The sequence below is a fragment of the Empedobacter sp. GD03739 genome, assembly GCF_029843245.1.
In the GTDB taxonomy this organism is placed as follows: Bacteria; Bacteroidota; Bacteroidia; order Flavobacteriales; family Weeksellaceae; genus Empedobacter; species Empedobacter falsenii_B.
In genome coordinates, this window is the sequence record NZ_JAOCHX010000003.1 from 66,529 (window position 1) to 83,423 (window position 16,895).

Annotated in this window: 18 protein-coding genes; 6 read left to right on the plus strand and 12 right to left on the minus strand. The window is 30.9% G+C overall.

Features of this window, described 5'->3' with window-relative positions; genetic code table 11:
• Positions 1-105 precede the first annotated feature (105 nt).
• The 3 genes from N5E64_RS01945 to N5E64_RS01955 all read left to right on the plus strand — a co-directional run bounded on the left by N5E64_RS01945 (position 106) and on the right by N5E64_RS01955 (position 1,968).
• Positions 106-870 (plus strand): exodeoxyribonuclease III, encoded by a 765-nt coding sequence (locus tag N5E64_RS01945; protein WP_115001807.1) that lies wholly within the window; start codon positions 106-108, stop codon positions 868-870.
• A gap of 10 nt (positions 871-880) precedes the next feature.
• Positions 881-1,414, plus strand: coding sequence for a hypothetical protein (locus tag N5E64_RS01950; RefSeq protein ID WP_280035444.1), 534 nt, complete (start codon positions 881-883; stop codon positions 1,412-1,414).
• 80 nt (positions 1,415-1,494) lie between these two features.
• On the plus strand, positions 1,495-1,968 hold the full coding sequence (locus N5E64_RS01955; protein WP_125349662.1) for a GNAT family N-acetyltransferase: 474 nt from the start codon (positions 1,495-1,497) through the stop codon (positions 1,966-1,968).
• A gap of 46 nt (positions 1,969-2,014) precedes the next feature.
• Here N5E64_RS01955 and N5E64_RS01960 read toward each other — a convergent pair whose 3' ends face one another.
• The 12 genes from N5E64_RS01960 to kdsB all read right to left on the minus strand — a co-directional run bounded on the left by N5E64_RS01960 (position 2,015) and on the right by kdsB (position 13,047).
• Entirely contained in the window at positions 2,015-2,386 is a 372-nt protein-coding gene (locus tag N5E64_RS01960) for a hypothetical protein (protein WP_280035445.1), read from the minus strand.
• Between the two features lie 31 nt (positions 2,387-2,417).
• Positions 2,418-2,990, minus strand: a complete 573-nt coding sequence (locus tag N5E64_RS01965; RefSeq protein ID WP_280035446.1) for a DUF6705 family protein — start codon at positions 2,988-2,990, stop codon at positions 2,418-2,420.
• 16 nt (positions 2,991-3,006) lie between these two features.
• On the minus strand, positions 3,007-4,428 hold the full coding sequence (locus tag N5E64_RS01970) for a hypothetical protein (RefSeq protein WP_280035447.1): 1,422 nt from the start codon (positions 4,426-4,428) through the stop codon (positions 3,007-3,009).
• 254 nt (positions 4,429-4,682) lie between these two features.
• Positions 4,683-5,207 (minus strand): DUF4136 domain-containing protein, encoded by a 525-nt coding sequence (locus tag N5E64_RS01975; RefSeq protein WP_280035448.1) that lies wholly within the window; start codon positions 5,205-5,207, stop codon positions 4,683-4,685.
• Between the two features lie 88 nt (positions 5,208-5,295).
• Positions 5,296-5,811, minus strand: a complete 516-nt coding sequence (locus N5E64_RS01980; protein ID WP_280035449.1) for an NUDIX domain-containing protein — start codon at positions 5,809-5,811, stop codon at positions 5,296-5,298.
• Between the two features lie 49 nt (positions 5,812-5,860).
• Positions 5,861-6,748: a site-specific tyrosine recombinase XerD gene (gene xerD, locus N5E64_RS01985; protein WP_038332712.1), complete on the minus strand. Its 888-nt coding sequence runs from the start codon at positions 6,746-6,748 to the stop codon at positions 5,861-5,863.
• Entirely contained in the window at positions 6,749-8,332 is a 1,584-nt protein-coding gene (locus N5E64_RS01990) for a S41 family peptidase (protein WP_280035451.1), read from the minus strand. It lies immediately after the preceding gene.
• Positions 8,333-8,339: 7 nt separating this feature from the next.
• Complete coding sequence (locus N5E64_RS01995) at positions 8,340-8,783, minus strand: dCMP deaminase family protein (RefSeq protein ID WP_125349767.1); 444 nt, start codon at positions 8,781-8,783, stop codon at positions 8,340-8,342.
• A gap of 6 nt (positions 8,784-8,789) precedes the next feature.
• Entirely contained in the window at positions 8,790-10,751 is a 1,962-nt protein-coding gene (locus tag N5E64_RS02000; protein WP_280035452.1) for a site-specific recombinase Gcr, read from the minus strand.
• A 108-nt stretch (positions 10,752-10,859) separates the two neighbouring features.
• Complete coding sequence (locus tag N5E64_RS02005; protein WP_221627915.1) at positions 10,860-11,528, minus strand: outer membrane lipoprotein-sorting protein; 669 nt, start codon at positions 11,526-11,528, stop codon at positions 10,860-10,862.
• 79 nt (positions 11,529-11,607) lie between these two features.
• Positions 11,608-12,159, minus strand: a complete 552-nt coding sequence (locus N5E64_RS02010) for an HNH endonuclease (RefSeq protein ID WP_038332702.1) — start codon at positions 12,157-12,159, stop codon at positions 11,608-11,610.
• A gap of 144 nt (positions 12,160-12,303) precedes the next feature.
• Positions 12,304-13,047: a 3-deoxy-manno-octulosonate cytidylyltransferase gene (kdsB, locus tag N5E64_RS02015; RefSeq protein ID WP_125349769.1), complete on the minus strand. Its 744-nt coding sequence runs from the start codon at positions 13,045-13,047 to the stop codon at positions 12,304-12,306.
• Between the two features lie 200 nt (positions 13,048-13,247).
• On the opposite strand from kdsB, the gene N5E64_RS02020 reads away from it, so the two are divergent.
• The 3 genes from N5E64_RS02020 (at position 13,248) to N5E64_RS02030 (ending at position 16,860) form a co-directional block, all read left to right on the plus strand.
• Positions 13,248-14,039 (plus strand): DUF3822 family protein, encoded by a 792-nt coding sequence (locus N5E64_RS02020; protein WP_280035455.1) that lies wholly within the window; start codon positions 13,248-13,250, stop codon positions 14,037-14,039.
• Positions 14,015-14,557 carry an RsmD family RNA methyltransferase gene (locus tag N5E64_RS02025; RefSeq protein WP_219034397.1) on the plus strand — a complete coding sequence of 181 codons (543 nt, stop codon included), beginning with the start codon at positions 14,015-14,017 and terminating at the stop codon, positions 14,555-14,557. The genes N5E64_RS02020 and N5E64_RS02025 overlap by 25 nt, the downstream gene beginning before the upstream one ends.
• Before the next feature lie 134 nt (positions 14,558-14,691).
• Positions 14,692-16,860 carry a TonB-dependent siderophore receptor gene (locus tag N5E64_RS02030; RefSeq protein ID WP_125349772.1) on the plus strand — a complete coding sequence of 723 codons (2,169 nt, stop codon included), beginning with the start codon at positions 14,692-14,694 and terminating at the stop codon, positions 16,858-16,860.
• Positions 16,861-16,895 lie beyond the last annotated feature (35 nt).

Consider the following 16,895-nt stretch of genomic DNA (forward strand, 5'->3'; position numbering starts at 1 on the left):
CTTTTATTATATAGACGCATTAACTTCTAAAAAGTTACAAAAAATATTCACTTTATTTATCATTCTAAATCAATCCGTCATAAATATTTAGTAATTTCGCTAACTATGAAAATCATCAGTTACAATGTAAATGGAATTCGCGCTGCGATGACGAAAGGTTTGGTTGAATGGTTAGAAGCTGCACAACCAGATGTTTTATGTATTCAAGAAACAAAAGCAATGCAAGAACAAGTGGACACAAAACCGTTTGAGGAATTGGGTTATCACATTTATTGGCATGCAGCAGAGAAAAAAGGATACAGCGGAGTGGCTATTTTCTCGAAAATAAAACCAAATCATGTACAAATAGGAACTGGAATAGATTATATTGACAGAGAAGGTCGCGTTTTGCGACTTGATTTTGACAATGTTTCGGTAATTAGTTTGTATTTGCCAAGTGGAACAAATATTGATCGATTAGACTTTAAATTACAATTTTGCGAAGATTTTAAAGATTATATCAAAGAACTTAAAATCTCTCATCCAAACATTGTAATTTGTGGCGATTATAACATTTGTCACGAAGCAATTGATATTCACGATCCTGTTCGTAATGCAAAAGTTTCTGGTTTTTTACCTGTCGAAAGAGAATGGATGACTGCTTTTCTTGATGAATGTAATATGATTGATTCTTTCCGTTATTTTGTAAAAGAACCTCATCATTACTCATGGTGGTCTTATCGTGCAAATGCGCGTAACAATAACAAAGGTTGGAGAATCGATTACAATATGGTGAGTAATACATTAGAAAAAAATATGACGCGTGCAACGATTTTACCAGATGCGAAGCACTCAGATCATTGTCCTGTTTTATTAGAATTAGACGTTTAAGATTATATAAATGAAAAAAATTGTACTTTGTTGTTTAACACTTTTTGCCATTGCAAGTTGCGTTCCTCAGAAACAACACCAAGAATTGGAAGCTAATTATTACAAAGCATTAGACGATCAATCAAATACATCTAAAGATTTGACATTAGCTAATTTGAAAATCGAAACTCTTGAAAAAGATTTAGCAAAAGCTAAAAGCGAATTATACATCAAAGATACAGCTTTGACAAATGCGCAAGCTATGATTAGAATGGCTCAAAAAGAACATGATACTAATTTGCAAGAATTGTATTCTGCATTGAATAGTTCTGGAGAAAAATCAAAACTTTTCTATACTCAATTAAACGAAAAAGAAAAGCAAGTTGCAGAATTAACGCAAAAAGTAAAAGATTTAGATGCTAAGATTGATCAAAAAGATACAGAAATCTTCAATCTAAAAAGACAAATCTTAACACAAGAGATTAACCAAAAGGTTTCGGAAGCAACAGCTACGCCTCCTAAAACAACAACTCCAGCAAAACCAAAAACAACAACAAAAAAGTAAATATAAAAGTCTTATCATAATTGGTAAGACTTTTTTTATTCTTTAAATCGAAGTAACTTTGCAAGAACTAAAAAGTTTTAATGAAAGTTATTTGCGAAACAAAAAGTTTGGTATTACGAGAGTTTTTCGAAATTGATGCATTCGAATTATTTCAATTAAATTCTGACAAAGAATTGATGAAAATTGTCAACGAAAAACCATATAAATCTGAAGACGAAGCGAAGTTTTTTATCGAAAATATGGAGAAACATTACCAAGAACATGGTTTTGGTCTTTGGGGTGTTCACGAGAAAAAAAGCGGACGATTTGTTGGTTGGGGAGGTTTGCGTCAAACAAAATACGGTGCAGTTATCAACATTCGTCTGAAACGCAAATTTCAGAATAAAGGTTACGGAACAGAAGTTTTGAATGCGATTGTAGATTATGCAAAAAATGAATTGAAATTAGATAAAATTGCTGCAAAAGCAAATGCAAATCAACCCGAAACGTTGAAACTTTTACAAAAATCTAAACTTCAACAATCAGAAGAAAACGAATTAATTTATAAGTTATAATACACCTTTTACTTAACATAAAAGGTGTTATAGATGTTAATAATACCTATCTATAGACAGAAATATCTTGAATTATCTTTTCTCCATAAAAATCCTTTTCCTCGTTTGTGAAATAAAAATCATTTTTTTGATAAAGATATTTTACATCACGATAAGGTATAAAATCTTTCCAAGTAATTAATAATGTTATAGCATTTCCAAAACTATATTCCTTACTTGTAAATTTAAAACGAGAGGTTTTAATGATGTTTTTCTCACGAAGTGGTGTAAACCAAACTGTTTTTGGTTTTATTTTTGTCATATCATTTAATAAAACTGAAAATGGTTTACCTATATAGTTTGCTTTATTTATTTCAAATTGTTTCACGTATGATAGAGTATCAGAAACTTGTGCATTTACTATTTGTAATGAAAACATGAATATGATTAGTTTTAGACAATGCATTTACTTACTGTTTAGTTAATATCATTTTTTCTGAAGGTAGCAAAGGAACATATGTTTCATAATTAGGACAGTTTTCTTTAATATTAAATAATATTTCTCTATCTCTACTAAAAAATAATGTCATTTTATTTGGAGATGATTTAGTAATTTCTATAAAAACAACCCCTTCATCATTACATGATGTATTGTTTATAAAATTTAACATATAAACATTTTTTTGAAAATTAATTCCATAAAGTATATTATTGTCAGATATAGTAGAATTCATTGAATTATATAAAATATCCCCTTCATTCGATCTAACCAATAATTTTCCATAAACTTTATCCCAATATATTTCAGACCCTCCATTATTAATTACTTTTTCGAATGTTATTTCATAAATTTTATCTCCATAAGAACCTTTCCATGTTCCTGTAAATTTATCCAATCTGTTGTCAACATCTTTTACGTAGGTAACATCTTCAGGAATACCATCCTCAGATTTTGAATATTGATAAGCCTGATCTAATGAAATTGTTTTTTGTGCCTCACAAAAAACACTATGAATTAATAATAATATTATTATACTTTTCATATTCTTTTTTTTTATATTAATTTAAACAATCAGACGATTGTATTTTTTTATTTGTTCCAAGTATTTTTTGAGTAGATTTACCTTTGTTATCTGTTTTATATAGTGATATACCTTTTATATTCATCTTTTCTTCTAAGAACCTTAAAAATTTACTTTCTAAAGAACCTCTTTCATTAATCATGAATTTTTTATAACTATCTCGCCAATTATTTGTATCAAATCCAGTTTTTATATCAGCAGCAGTTCCTGTAAATTTTATAGTATAAATACCATTACTTGCAACCATAGTACCATAAATTTCAGAATAATCACTATCTACCTGATAACTTGCTATTTTCATCAATGCATTTACATCAGCTGGTGAAAACATCCTAATAGGTTGTTTCAATATTGGTGCGCCATCAGAATTATAATCACCTGTTTCATAATCATTCAAGTGTGAATGCATATAACCTTTCGTATCACTATCAATATTCATACTTAATCCATCTGATGTATCTGTAGAAGGAGAAGGAGTTAAAGAATTGTATTGTCCATTTTTATTCTCAATAAATCCTAATTCATTTTTTTTATTGAAAACTGAACTTTTATTTAATTCATTAATATTTTTTTTAAAATCTTCGTTTCTAAATTTTTCAGATAAAACACTACATGGAGTTTTAAGTAATCCTCCTGTACCACCTCCCCCACCACCTCCCCCACCACTAGGATCATTATATAAACATTCCTCAAATTGAGAACACCCACTGCTTCCTCCGTTTTCAGGAGGTGTAGTATAACAGTTAGAGCACCCTCCTCCTCCAGGATCAGGAGTAATAATAGGACCATCTATGTAACAAATTTCATCACCATAACCACATAAATCATCATTACCACTGGACTTTTTATTAATTGAATTAATAATTTGTTTGTCATACTTTTCTTGAAATAGATTTATATTAACAGTGTACAATTTACTATCTTTCTTAACGTAGCTAAAAAATACATTAGTTCCATTATCAGCGTAACGTGCAATTAATAAACCTTCAACAGAATTATTCTTAATTTTAGGGTACATTACCCAAACGTCTCCATTTTCCTCAAAAATTGTTTGTGAATGTAATCGATTTTCGATGTAAAATTCTTTACTTTCTAAAATAATATTTTGTCGAGAATTCTTTTTATGCTCGATAATGTTTGTTGTGTTTACAAGACCTGATATATTAGTATGATGTATACTGTCATATCTTTGCATTAAGATAGAAAAACCATTTGCGTAATCAATAGTAGATTTATTACTTTTTCCTTGAATGTTTGAAGATTGTGAAAAAATAGCAAACGTTTTTTTCTCTTGTTCTATTTTTTCTGTCTGCATTATATCTTCTTCTGACACACAACTGTATACAAAAAACAAACAAGGAATAAGCATCAGTAGATACTTTAAAGAGTGTTTATTCATAGATTTTTAGTTTTAATTAAAACTAAAATACAATAATTTATAAAAAAACAAAATTTTTCTTACTAAACATAATGATTATTATCTATCTAAATAATTTAGGTTAAATTATTGATATTGTGTAAGTGCCGTTTTGGATAAATGATTTTAGGTTTGAAAAACCTCTGAAAGGCGCATTCTGCCGTTGAAACGGCATATCCAAATCGGACAAAATATAAATCCCTCGTAATTTTAGTTTTCGAGGGATTTTTTAATTATTATTTCTTTTTAGGTGGAAATTTTTGCAACAATTTCGTTACACCTTTCTGAATATTTGCTGCACGAACTTCTGGCGAAGCTTTCAAGGGCATTTGAATTTTCAAGGTTCCTTCCCAAACCAATCTTCCTTCATCCTTCATTGAAATCGTATAATTTTGATTTAATTTTTGAGACATAATCGGAATTCCAACCGAAACTCCACCTCCAAAACCATAACCGCCCGTTCCCATTCCAATTCCTACATTAGAATTTTGTTGTTTTGAAACATATTCTTCTGGTTTCACGTCTAACGTTAAACTTCCATCATTCGATTTCTGAAAACCTCTGTACAACATTCCTTTTTCAATCGACGAATATAATCTGGCAGAATCTAAATCATTCAAACCTAAATTTCCTGTTTGCGTAAAAGAATATGTTCTATTTGTTTCAAAATCAAAATCACGGTCATAATCTACCGCTACATTTTGTGTGCTACATGAAACAATTGTTAAAAATAACGCGCTTAGTAAAAGTATTTTTTTCATTGTTAATATTTTAATGATGAGAACCTGAAACAAGTTCAGGTTGACATACAGGTCATATTGAACTCGTTTCAACATCGCATCACATTAGTTATTTCAAAGAATTAATATAAATTTCCACTACTTTTCTCAACGAATCAAAACCTATTTCATCTAAATTAATTTCGTTGATAGAAACCCACTTTACTTCTGCTATTTCATCTTTTTCAAGCGTAATTTCTTCGTCAGGAAAATCAGCAATAAACGCTAAATCACACGTTTTATATGGAACTTCTTTGTACTCGTATGTATTAGGTTGAGATAAAAAATAGTTGAAATTCTCTAATGGAATTTTAATTCCTAATTCTTCCTCAATCTCTCGTTGACACGTTCTTTCTGCCGATTCATTTGGATCTGTAAAACCTCCAGCTAAATCTAACATTCCCTTTTTTGGTTCTTTATTACGAACAGTAAACAAGATTTTGTCATCTTTTTTAAGAATAACCGCCACCGCAGCAGCTACGTTTTGATAATAGACCAAATCGCAATTGTTGCATGTCATTTTTCTAAAGTCAAAGTGATCAATCGTATGTCCACAATTGGGACAAAACTTGAATGATTTTATCATTTCTTTTCTATTTTAATGTAAAATCTGAAACAGATTCAGGATGATTAAACTATTTATTTCTCGGGTGAAATTTGATAATCGCATCTCGAATAAATTCTTGATCAACATGCGTATAAATTTCAGTCGTCGTAATACTTTCGTGTCCCAACATTAACTGAATTGCACGAAGATCTGCTCCATTTTTCAATAAATGAGTCGCAAAAGAATGACGAAATGTATGCGGACTAATTGTTTTTTTAACTCCAGCAATTATCGATAATTCTTTCACGATTGTAAAAATCATTACTCGTGTAAGGTTTTTACCTCGTCTATTTAAGAACAAAAAATCTTCAAATCCAACTTGTATAGGAAGATGAATACGAATACTTTCTTTGTACAAGTTAATATATTTTATCGTATAATCGCTAATCGGAACAAGTCTTTGTTTGTTTCCTTTCCCAATAACACGAATAAAACCATCATCAAAAAAAAGATCAGAAATTTTAAGATTTATCAATTCCGAAACACGCAAACCACAACCATAAAGCACTTCTATAATCGCACGATTGCGCTGTCCTTCTGGTTTTGATAAATCAATTACTTCAATCATTTTATCAATTTCTTTTTCAGAAAGCACATCAGGAAGTTTCATTCCTATTTTTGGAGTTTCGAGCAAAGAAGTCGGATTATCTTCTCTAAAATCTTCGAGTTGTAAGTAGCCAAAAAAGCTTTTCAAGCCAGAAATCACACGCGCTTGCGAACGCACACTATATTCGCTCGATGCAAAATCGTGTACAAAATCCCTCAAATCATCTTGCGAATAATCTAAAGGTTGTTTATCAGAATAATTAATTAATTTTTGAATATCGCGTAGATAACCTTCAATTGTATTGGCAGAAACTCTTTTTTCTAATTTCAGATACATTTGATAGTCATACAAAGCATCTTTCCACAGCATTTACTTCGTTATTTTTTCAAGTTCAAAAATACGCTTTATCATTTCATCTTCGGGCATCCAAACTTGATAAAATGCACGCGAACCATATAAAGTTCCAGCAATTGTGGCTTTCATGTAGTTATCAACAGTTGTTGAAAAGACAGGGTTAAACTCATTTGAAGGAATTCCTAAAACACCTAAAAACTCATTTCTATACATTCCAGCACTGAAATATTTCAGATAAATTGCTTCGTTATGAAACATGAAAAAATCGTGAATTGAATAAATTTTCTTGAATAAAAAATCATTAAAATAATTTGTATCTTGATTATAATACAACCAATTCGAAACCGAATTTGTATCTAATGCAACAAACTCATCAGGAATAATTCCACCACCGCCGTAGACTTTTTTACCTGAAGGCGCCGTAAACTCTAAATCTTTATTAATTTTAATTGAATCTTTGCTATATAATTCACCCGACTTTAATCGTTTGTATAAATCGTCGCTGTATTTTGCTGTTTTTTTATCAAAAGGTTTTTGAATAGATCGTCCAGAAGGTGTGTAATAATTTGCAACTGTTAAACGAACTTTAGTATCATCGCCCAAATTAATTTCGCGTTGCACCAAACCTTTACCAAACGAACGACGACCAACGATAATTCCACGTCCGTAATCTTGCAAAGCTCCCGCAACAATCTCACTCGAAGAAGCAGAATTTTCGTCCATTAAGACGTAAATTTTTCCTTGCTCGAAAAGACCTTTATTTGTGGCGTAAATATATTTTTTACGTTTTTGTTTGTCTTGAGTGTAAACAATCAATTCGTTTTTCGTCAAAAATTCATCGGCTATTTCTTCTGCAATATGCATGATTCCTCCAGGATTCCCACGTAAATCAAACACCAAAGTTTTCATTCCTTGATCCAATAAATTTTGTAGACCTTCGTGAACTTCATTTGCAGAATTTTCTGAAAAACGAGTCAATTTAAGATAACCAATATCTTTCGTTAGCATGTGTTTTCCAGTAACCGTAGGAATCGGAACAATAGTACGATTTAGCGTAACAGAAATTGGTTTTTGATCGCGAATAACAGATAATTTAACTTCCGATCCTTTCTTACCTTTCAATAAACCTTCTATTGTTTTATTATCTTTTGCAACCAAAGATTGATTATCTGCAGCAACTAATTGATCACCAAATTCTAGTTTGCCATAATTTTTCGTTCCAGGCAACGTACGTTCAACAACAATAGTGTCATTCATTGTTCGAAATTGAATTCCAATTCCAACAAATTCACCTTTCAATTGCTCTTCTGCCTTTTGTACAGAAGCTTTATCGATATATGTACTATGTGGATCTAGCTTGGCAACCATATAATGAATCGCATCATCAACTAAACTATCCGAATTAACATCGTTCACATATTCATTGTCAATCAAAGAAACTAATCGACGAATTTTTTGTTCGTTATCCGAATATTGCAAACCTACAATATCCTTGTTTTCATCGAACGCAAAGTCGTATTTTTTCCCAACCATAAAACCGATTAAGAAAATAATCATCACAACTAATACGATATTAATAACCTTGAAAAAACTTCTCATTGAAATGCTAACTGTATAATTCTTCTTCTGTAATTTGTCGAATTGTAATTCCTGATTTTTCTAAAAACTCTAACCCAGAAAGGTCTTTGTATTGTTGAATGTAAACGATGCGCTTTATACCTGCTTGCAAAATAAGTTTGCTACAATCTGTACAAGGCGAAAGTGTAATATACAATGTCGCTCCTTCTGCAGATTGTGTAGACGTTGCACATTTTAGAATTGCATTTGCTTCGGCGTGCAAAACATGCCATTTTGTATTCCCCTCTTCATCCTCGCATTTATTCTCAAAACCACTTGGCGTACCATTGTAACCATCAGAAATAATCATTCGATTTTTAACAATAATTGCACCAACTTTTTTGCGTTCGCAATAGGATAGATTTGCCCATTCAAAAGCCATTTTAAGATAAGCTTTATCGTAACGTAATTGTTTTTCTAAGTTCGTTTCCATTTCTAACTAAGCTTCTTCTTTGTTTTTTGTCCATAAAGGCGGAATAAAAAATGGTAATGGATTTCGGAAAAATGCTTTTAATGTATGTGAAATCATTGTAAAAATCTTATAAAAAGGAATATTATTAGATCTCATTGCCATTAATAATGATAAGATAAAACTAACTAAGAAGTTGCTCCAACCTACCATAAAAATTGCAATAAAACCAATAATCATTGGTCCAATATCAAAATGATAACCCATTCCTCCAATACCAATCGCGAAGTTTCCTGAAACGAAAGTAATGTGTCGAATATCGAAAGGTTGACCTGTAAAATCGCCAATCAAAAAGGCACATCCCATCATAAAACCGAATGCAACATTACCTACAACTCCACCCATATTTTTCTCAAACCAATTCGAAATTCTTCTTCTTCTACGTTCTGAAAATGATTTCTTCAGAATTGGATGATTATAAATACGTTCTGGAATATTATGAAAACGTTGATTATTAATTGTAATTCCCGAAATTAATCCTGAAAGGAATAAGAAGACTCCAGCAATTGCTCCAAAGTAAAAAATATGCCAATCCATTGTCACCACTTCTTCCCAATAATGATAAGCTTTAGAATATTTTAAAACTTCTAATCCTAAGATTTCGTTCAGTAAATAAAAAATTCCTAATGAAACAACAAAACCAGCAACAACATTTCCTAAAAAAGCAATCATTTGGCTTCTTACTAATTGCGCAAATAAAGTTGTAAAATCTTTCACATTCAGTTCAGAACCTGAAGTCGGTACAAGCGAACGAGCTAAACGAGCCGCTGTCATAGAAGGCTGTTTTGTAGCAAGTGTCATATGTGTCAAATAAATCGTACAGAAACCAACAGCGTAATTAATACTAAAGAAAAACGCTTTAAACAGTGGCGATGTATCATGTATATTTCCAATTCCGGTTTTGATAAAACACAAAAATGAAACGATAAAACCACCTCCACAAGCTGTCCAAAACATTTTGTTGTACTCTTTGGCTGTTTGCGTGATATATTTTTCTCCCGTTTTACCATTATGATAAGTCACTAAGAAAGTGATTAAATAAACCGTAGAACCTAACTGATTACTCATAAAGTTTTTCGGGGCATAAAATTCAACCCATTTCTTTGTTGCAAGACTATAGAAAGAAATTATTCCGTGTAATCTTAGTTCATTATAACTGTTTAAAATTGTTTGTAAACGAACCAATTGTTGTTGCAAACGATTGATTTTTGATGCAACTTTCAATGAAATTCCTTTGTAATCTTTTTGCGTTAAAATATCATTTAACAAATGTTTACATTTCGAAATACTTTCTTTGATTTCTAACATATCAAATCCAGCTTGCGGATTTTCGATAATGTTACTAATCTGCATCGAAAGTTTAGAGAATGGATTGTCAAGATAATTAACCTCGTTACTGTAACGCATCATTTCTTTATCCGAAAATCCTCCTGTAATACGCACCGTCAAAATAGAAATTGCTTGTAAAAGCTGATTCTGAATATTGTTAACGTTTCCTTTAAAATTATCTGGTTCGATATCTTGATACAATACTTCGAAAAATTTTCGCCAACGATCTCTTGGAATAATTCGGATTGCTGATAAGTTTTTCGAATTATAAAAAATCTCATTTACCACAGAAGTTAATTCATTATTATCTTCGATATCTGGTAAAAGAGAATCCATTATTTTCTTTCGAAAAATGGATAATAAATTATCTTCCAGATGAATTCCACTATCTACTAAATAGCTAACGAAATTGATTTTCCCGAATGTATTTTGAAGTTCTTCGCGAAAAATTAATCGATATGTAGGGTTATTTTGAAGTTTAGAAATTAGATCATCTATAAAAGAAATTGAATCTGGATAATCTTTTCTTGCTTTCTCTAATAATCTTAGAAAAAAGCTCTTCTCGTATTTTTTATTTTGATCAAATATAGAGTCTAAAGCCATATTTTAATTTCTTCATTCAGAGTACAAAAGTAAAAAACTTATACTACCTAAGCAGTATAAATCAACAGAAATAAAAAAGTGATTCTTGATGAACCACTTTTTATATATTTAGAATTTAAAATTTTTCTTATCTATTGCTGGGTTGATTTTTATGTCATTAAATTTTATCACATATTCTCCTCCATCAACTGGTTTTCCTACCACTTTTGTGGCAAAAGATAATCCGTTATACGTCTTGAAATTAGAGTAATAAAGTGTTTCGTCTTTATTTTTTTCCATTACAATTTCGTACGAATTTTTATCAAAACAATATATTGTAGAATTTGTATTTTTTGTTAATTCTATTTTGTAACAGCTATTATTTTGATCGTATTTATCTACACCTAAGTATTTTACTTTAAATCCTTTTTGTTTATATTTCAAAATATCCGAATCAAAAGAGTCTGGTTTATAATCTTTTACAGCTACATTTTTCTTAGCAACTTCACTGTATGTCCATCCCATTCTACCATCATATCCTTCGTTCAAGATTTCTTTTCCATTCATCACAAACACTACTTTTTTGTTGTAAGGGCGTTGATGATAAACAATCATTGGGTAAGAATCTCCAACATTTATAATGGCTTCTCCTTTTAGGATAATACTGTTCAAATTATTCCAAGCTGCTTCACCTCCTGTTTTTTGAATATGAGTTTCGATTATTTTCTCTGCATTTTGTGCAAATGTAGTCACAGAAAATAATGAAATCATAAGCGCACTAAACGTCAATTTCGACATAAGAACTTTTTTAATTTTTAACAATCTGTCGAACAAGATATAAAAACTAATTTAAAGTTCTATAAAGAAATATTGTCTTTTAGTCTTTTTTAACTTCTATATGAGCCCAATTTTCACCTCTTAAGATACGGTAAACCTGACCTTGAGAAATATTAAATTGTTTTGCTAGTGTAGAAATTTTTGTTTTTCTATTTGGATCAATTAATTTCTTTTTTAGACGAATAACTTGTGCTTCTGTCAACTTGCTATTTGGAATACTGTCTAAACGAGAACGTCCTTTCATCATTCTAAATAAATCCTTGTTGTGCTCTTTCCATTCGTCCAATGTTGCCCATTTCAAATTATCCATTGCGTTGTTTAATTTGTTATGATCCAAATGCACTACATATTCTTTATTGTCTTTATTTGGTAAAAAAGTTTCGGCAACCATTTTATGTACATATTTAGCTGTACGTTTTCCGTCTGCTTTTGTTACCCAAATCGCACGATAACCATTGTTAATCGCTCCTTCTAAGATTTTGTATTTATCTTGTCCTGTGTATAATTTTTTTACAAGACCATCTTTTGAAACTAAAAAGGATCTTTTTTCAATTAATCCTTCTGCTTCGTATTCTTTCCATGAATCACTCATAATCACTATTTTACTTATTTACTCCATTTTACAACAACATTCATACCGAAATATTTTTTTAAGTATTAATTAACTTAATTATTTCATTTCCACGTCAAGTATAGCTGATTTTAGGGCAAATATAAATCATAAAAAGTTTAAAGATTATTTTTTAACAATAGTGGATAAGTACTTTTTTGCACGCTCTAAATCTTCTGGTGTATCAATTCCTACTCCTATCGATTCGGTTTCAATCACTTTAATCTTCATTCCGTATTCCAAATAACGTAATTGTTCTAATTTTTCTGCACGCTCATTTTGACGCATTTCAAGTGTTGAAAACTTCAACAAAGCTTCTTTTCTAAATGCATAAATCCCTAAATGACGAAAATAATTTGGTGTAAAATTAGTTTCACGTGCAAATGGAATTGCTGAACGAGAAAAATAAAGCGCAAAATCATTGATATCAGTGACCACTTTTACAAAATTAGGATTGTTAATATCTTCTTCTTTTGTAATGGATTCTTTTAAAGTCGCCACATCTACAGTTTTTCCTAATTCTCCATCAAAAGAGGATAAAATATCTGCCAAAGCTTTTTCATTCACAAATGGTTCATCGCCTTGCACATTCAAGATAATATCACATTCTATATCTTGTATAGCTTCTGCAATTCTATCACTTCCTGTTTCGTGATCTTTGATACTCATAATTGCTTTTCCATTGTGCGAAACAATTTCATCAAAAATTAAATCAGAATCTGTCACCACAAAAACATCGTCAAACAAATCAGTTGCAACAACATTTTCGTACGTCATTCTTATCACAGTTTTATCGCCCAATTGTTGCATTAATTTACCTGGAAAACGTGTTGCTGCATAACGAGCTGGAATTACGGCTATTTTTTTCACTATTTTTAATTTCAAATTTCTGTAAATTTAAAATAGATTCGGCTGAAATGCTTCTTTAATCAACAAAATAATTATAGTATCTTTGCTAAAATAAATTTTCTGTATGAAGATTGCTTTCAAAATTTTGTTATTTTTGATTTCATTAGGATTAATATACATCTTAATCAGCGAGTTAAAAATTCAAGGATAAAGAAAAATTTATGTCAAAAACAACTCAACGTTCGTTAGCGATTTTACTATCTCACGATATGCTTAGTTATATTACCAAAACAACCGACGGGGAAACGACTTCGTACTCGGATGTGTATGACTATTCGGTAGATTTTACAAATCTTAACAAAACGGAAATTGAGATTGAACATGAATTGCGTTCTAATTTGACTTTGCTACAAGAATATGATTATGTGCATATTTGTTTTTTGTCGACAACTGTAAATGTTGTTCCAAATCTCTTTGCGCACAAACCTTTCGAGGAATTGTTATCACTTTCTAACTATAGTCCTGTAAAATTAGCAATCGATTGTCCTTTGGAAAATGTAGATGCTTCAATTATCTACAATATTCATTATCCGCTAAAAGATATTTTGCTTTCGTTACCGAATTTGCAAAATGCACGTTTGTATCATTCGGGCAAATTCTTGGTAGATTATGGAATGATTAATTCTAAAAACGATGAAATTTATATCAATTTAATGCATCAAAAATTAGAAGTTTGTGTGTTAAGCAATGGAGAATTTATTTTTTATAATCTATTTGAAACAAAAACGAAAGAAGACTTTTTGTTTTACATTTTGTATACATTAAATCAATTAAATATTAGTCCAAATACCGTTTCGTTATATGCTTTTGGTGATATCTTAAATTCGCCAGATTTTTACGAAACTTTACAAAAATATGTGCGTCATATTTCGTTTAACGAAGCAGACAAACAACTTGGGCAATATTTTACATTATATAAATTATTCGAATGCGAATCATTTCAGGAACATTAAAAGGAAAAAGAATCACAGCACCAACTAACTTGCCGGTGCGCCCAACAACAGACTTCGCGAAAGAAGCTTTATTTAATATCTTAAACAACGAATGGTATTTCGACGAAATTACCGTTTTAGATTTATTCTCTGGAATAGGAAGTATTTCATTAGAGTTTGCTTCGCGTGGAGCAAAAAAAGTAACTTCGGTTGATAATTTCTACGGTTGTGTAAAATTTTTGGACGAAACAGCGAAACAATTAAAATTAGATGATGTTATCTCGACTGTAAAAAGTGATGTCATTAAATATTTGGACAAACAACCTATCAAAAAGTTTGATATTATTTTTGCTGATCCTCCTTACGATTTGGATGTAGAAACTTACAAAAAAATCCCAAATTTGGTTATCGATAATCAATGGTTAGAAGAAGGTGGAAATTTTGTTTTAGAACATCCTTCAAGCATTTCTTTTGAAGAGCATCCAAACTTTGTACAGCACAAAAAATACGGAAACGTACACTTCTCTTTTTTCGAGTAAACATCCATTTTCTTAAAATATTTAACAAAATCGACTGATAGATGATATCTATCAGTCGATTTCTTTTTTTTATTTATACTAAGTCTAATTAAATTTGCAGCATTAATTTTATTTAGAATAAATATACATAACATATGAAAAGGAATAAACTTTTACTAGCTACACTTACTATACTAAGTTTTTCTACTGCGTTCGCACAAGAAACAACGAAAGAAAAAAAAGATTCAATTAGCAATCTACAAGAAGTTGAAATTTTTGGAGATCGTAACAAGAATCAAAGAGGTTTAGAAACAATTACACGTTTTCCTGCAAATCCTCAAGATCAAGTTCAATCTATTTCAATTATTTCTGAAAAGTTAATTGAAGAACAAGGTGCACAAACAATCACGGATGCAACTCGTAATGTACCAGGTGTTACGTTATTTGGAAATTATGGGGGTATTCGCGAATCGATGTCTATTCGTGGATATAGAGGAGTTCCTGTCTTAAAAAATGGTGTTCGTATGGACTCTGATTTCCGTACAGGATCTGCTGTTATTGATATGGCTGGTGTAGAATCTATTCAAGTTATTCGTGGTTCTGCTGCGGTTACACAAGGAATTGGAAATGGATTAGGTTCTGCTGGTGGTGTAATTAACGTTACAACAAAAACGCCACGTTATATTAACCAAGGACATATTTCTGCACAATATGGAAGCTGGAATACTTTCCGTTCTACATATGATATTCAACGAACAGTTACAGAAGATAAAAATTTAGCTTTCCGTTTAACAGGTTCATATAACAATGGAGATAGTTATAGAGATGTTATTAACAGTAATTCTTTCTATGTAAATCCATCTATGGCTTGGAAAATTGATGATAAAACTGAATTTGTTGCTGAGTTTGATTATTACAAAGGAGATAAAACGCCAGATCGTGGAACTATCAATTTAGGAGATAATTTTACTGAAGCTTTATACGATATCGGTGATAAATTTATGGGATATGATATCGATAATACCGAAATCAAAAACTATTCTTACGCTGCTCGTATTACAAGACAGTTAACAAATAATATTAGTGCTAGAGTTGCTTACTTTAGTAACTTCTACAACAGTGACCAATTAGGAGCAACGTTAGCTTTACCAAAAGGAAGTACAGAATATAACATTCGTAATCGTGGATTAGGTCGTTCTTTTAGAGATGATAGAAACTCGACTTTACAAATTGACTTGATTGGTAAAGATATGAGATTTGGTGATTTCAAATGGAATTGGCAAGCTGGATATGATTATACAATCAACCGTTTAGAAACAAGAACTGCAGATGGTATCGGAACTATTGATCAAATTGATGTTTTCAAAGATATTAACCATTCGATCAACTTAACTCCTGAGCAAGAAGCTAAATTAGCTTGGAACAAAGACAAAACAAATCTATCAAGAGGTTATTCTTACGGATTTATGACACAACATCATTTCTCTTATAAAGATTTAATCACATTTGTTGGAGGTTTACGTTATAGCTATTTAATCGATAACCACGATGGTGTTGTAGATCCTGTTGTTGGTTTAGTTGTTTCTCCTTGGAGAAATGTAAATGCTTACATTACTTATGCAACAAACACAAGTTTACGCTCTGCTTTAAACATTATGACTGATGGAAGCAAAGCTGGACCTTCTGTTACAGATCAAGTAGAAGTTGGTGTTAAAACACAATGGTTCAACGACCGTTTACGTGCAAACGTAGTTTACTTCAACATGAACAACGATAACTTAACATTCGAAACATACGAAAATCAAACAGCAACTGGTTTATACGAAAAAGCTGGTAATTTGAGACGTAAAGGTATTGAGTTTGAAGTTGCTGGTCGTCCATTACCAAACTTACAAGTTATGTTAGGATATGCATACTTAGATGCTGGTTACCACGATTCTCCTCAATATGTAGAAGATTCAAGACCATCTAATGCGCCTTACAATACAGCAAATGCTTGGGTTCAATATAAATTTATTGAAAATAATTTCTTGAATGGTTTCACTGTTTCTGCTGGTGTTTACTACGTAGGTTCAAGACCATCTAACGAACAAAGTTTAGATCGTGATGCTCATGGTAATTTCTACGGAGGAAGCAAACCTTTCTTATTGCCAGATTATTATACATTAAATGCGCAAGTTGGATATTCTATGAAAAGATTTGACTTCCGTTTATTCTTTAATAACATTACAGATCAGTTAGGATACAATTCTTACTTCCGTGGAGGTTACATCAACCAAATCGATCCATTTAATATGGCTGCACAAGTAAATTTCAAATTCTAATTTTCTCAGAGTTAAACATATTTTTAGCATTTATT

Coding starts and splice junctions, on each gene's coding strand:
- N5E64_RS02000 (WP_280035452.1), bottom strand. CDS start 10,751: ATGGCTTTAGACTCTATATTTGATCAAAATAAAAAATACGAGAAGAGC.
- N5E64_RS01970 (WP_280035447.1), bottom strand. CDS start 4,428: ATGAATAAACACTCTTTAAAGTATCTACTGATGCTTATTCCTTGTTTG.
- N5E64_RS01955 (WP_125349662.1), top strand. CDS start 1,495: ATGAAAGTTATTTGCGAAACAAAAAGTTTGGTATTACGAGAGTTTTTC.
- N5E64_RS02025 (WP_219034397.1), top strand. CDS start 14,015: ATGCGAATCATTTCAGGAACATTAAAAGGAAAAAGAATCACAGCACCA.
- N5E64_RS01960 (WP_280035445.1), bottom strand. CDS start 2,386: ATGTTTTCATTACAAATAGTAAATGCACAAGTTTCTGATACTCTATCA.
- N5E64_RS02005 (WP_221627915.1), bottom strand. CDS start 11,528: ATGTCGAAATTGACGTTTAGTGCGCTTATGATTTCATTATTTTCTGTG.
- N5E64_RS02020 (WP_280035455.1), top strand. CDS start 13,248: ATGTCAAAAACAACTCAACGTTCGTTAGCGATTTTACTATCTCACGAT.
- N5E64_RS01950 (WP_280035444.1), top strand. CDS start 881: ATGAAAAAAATTGTACTTTGTTGTTTAACACTTTTTGCCATTGCAAGT.
- N5E64_RS01990 (WP_280035451.1), bottom strand. CDS start 8,332: ATGAGAAGTTTTTTCAAGGTTATTAATATCGTATTAGTTGTGATGATT.
- N5E64_RS01995 (WP_125349767.1), bottom strand. CDS start 8,783: ATGGAAACGAACTTAGAAAAACAATTACGTTACGATAAAGCTTATCTT.
- xerD (WP_038332712.1), bottom strand. CDS start 6,748: ATGCTGTGGAAAGATGCTTTGTATGACTATCAAATGTATCTGAAATTA.
- N5E64_RS02030 (WP_125349772.1), top strand. CDS start 14,692: ATGAAAAGGAATAAACTTTTACTAGCTACACTTACTATACTAAGTTTT.
- N5E64_RS02010 (WP_038332702.1), bottom strand. CDS start 12,159: ATGAGTGATTCATGGAAAGAATACGAAGCAGAAGGATTAATTGAAAAA.
- N5E64_RS01965 (WP_280035446.1), bottom strand. CDS start 2,990: ATGAAAAGTATAATAATATTATTATTAATTCATAGTGTTTTTTGTGAG.
- N5E64_RS01975 (WP_280035448.1), bottom strand. CDS start 5,207: ATGAAAAAAATACTTTTACTAAGCGCGTTATTTTTAACAATTGTTTCA.
- N5E64_RS01945 (WP_115001807.1), top strand. CDS start 106: ATGAAAATCATCAGTTACAATGTAAATGGAATTCGCGCTGCGATGACG.
- N5E64_RS01980 (WP_280035449.1), bottom strand. CDS start 5,811: ATGATAAAATCATTCAAGTTTTGTCCCAATTGTGGACATACGATTGAT.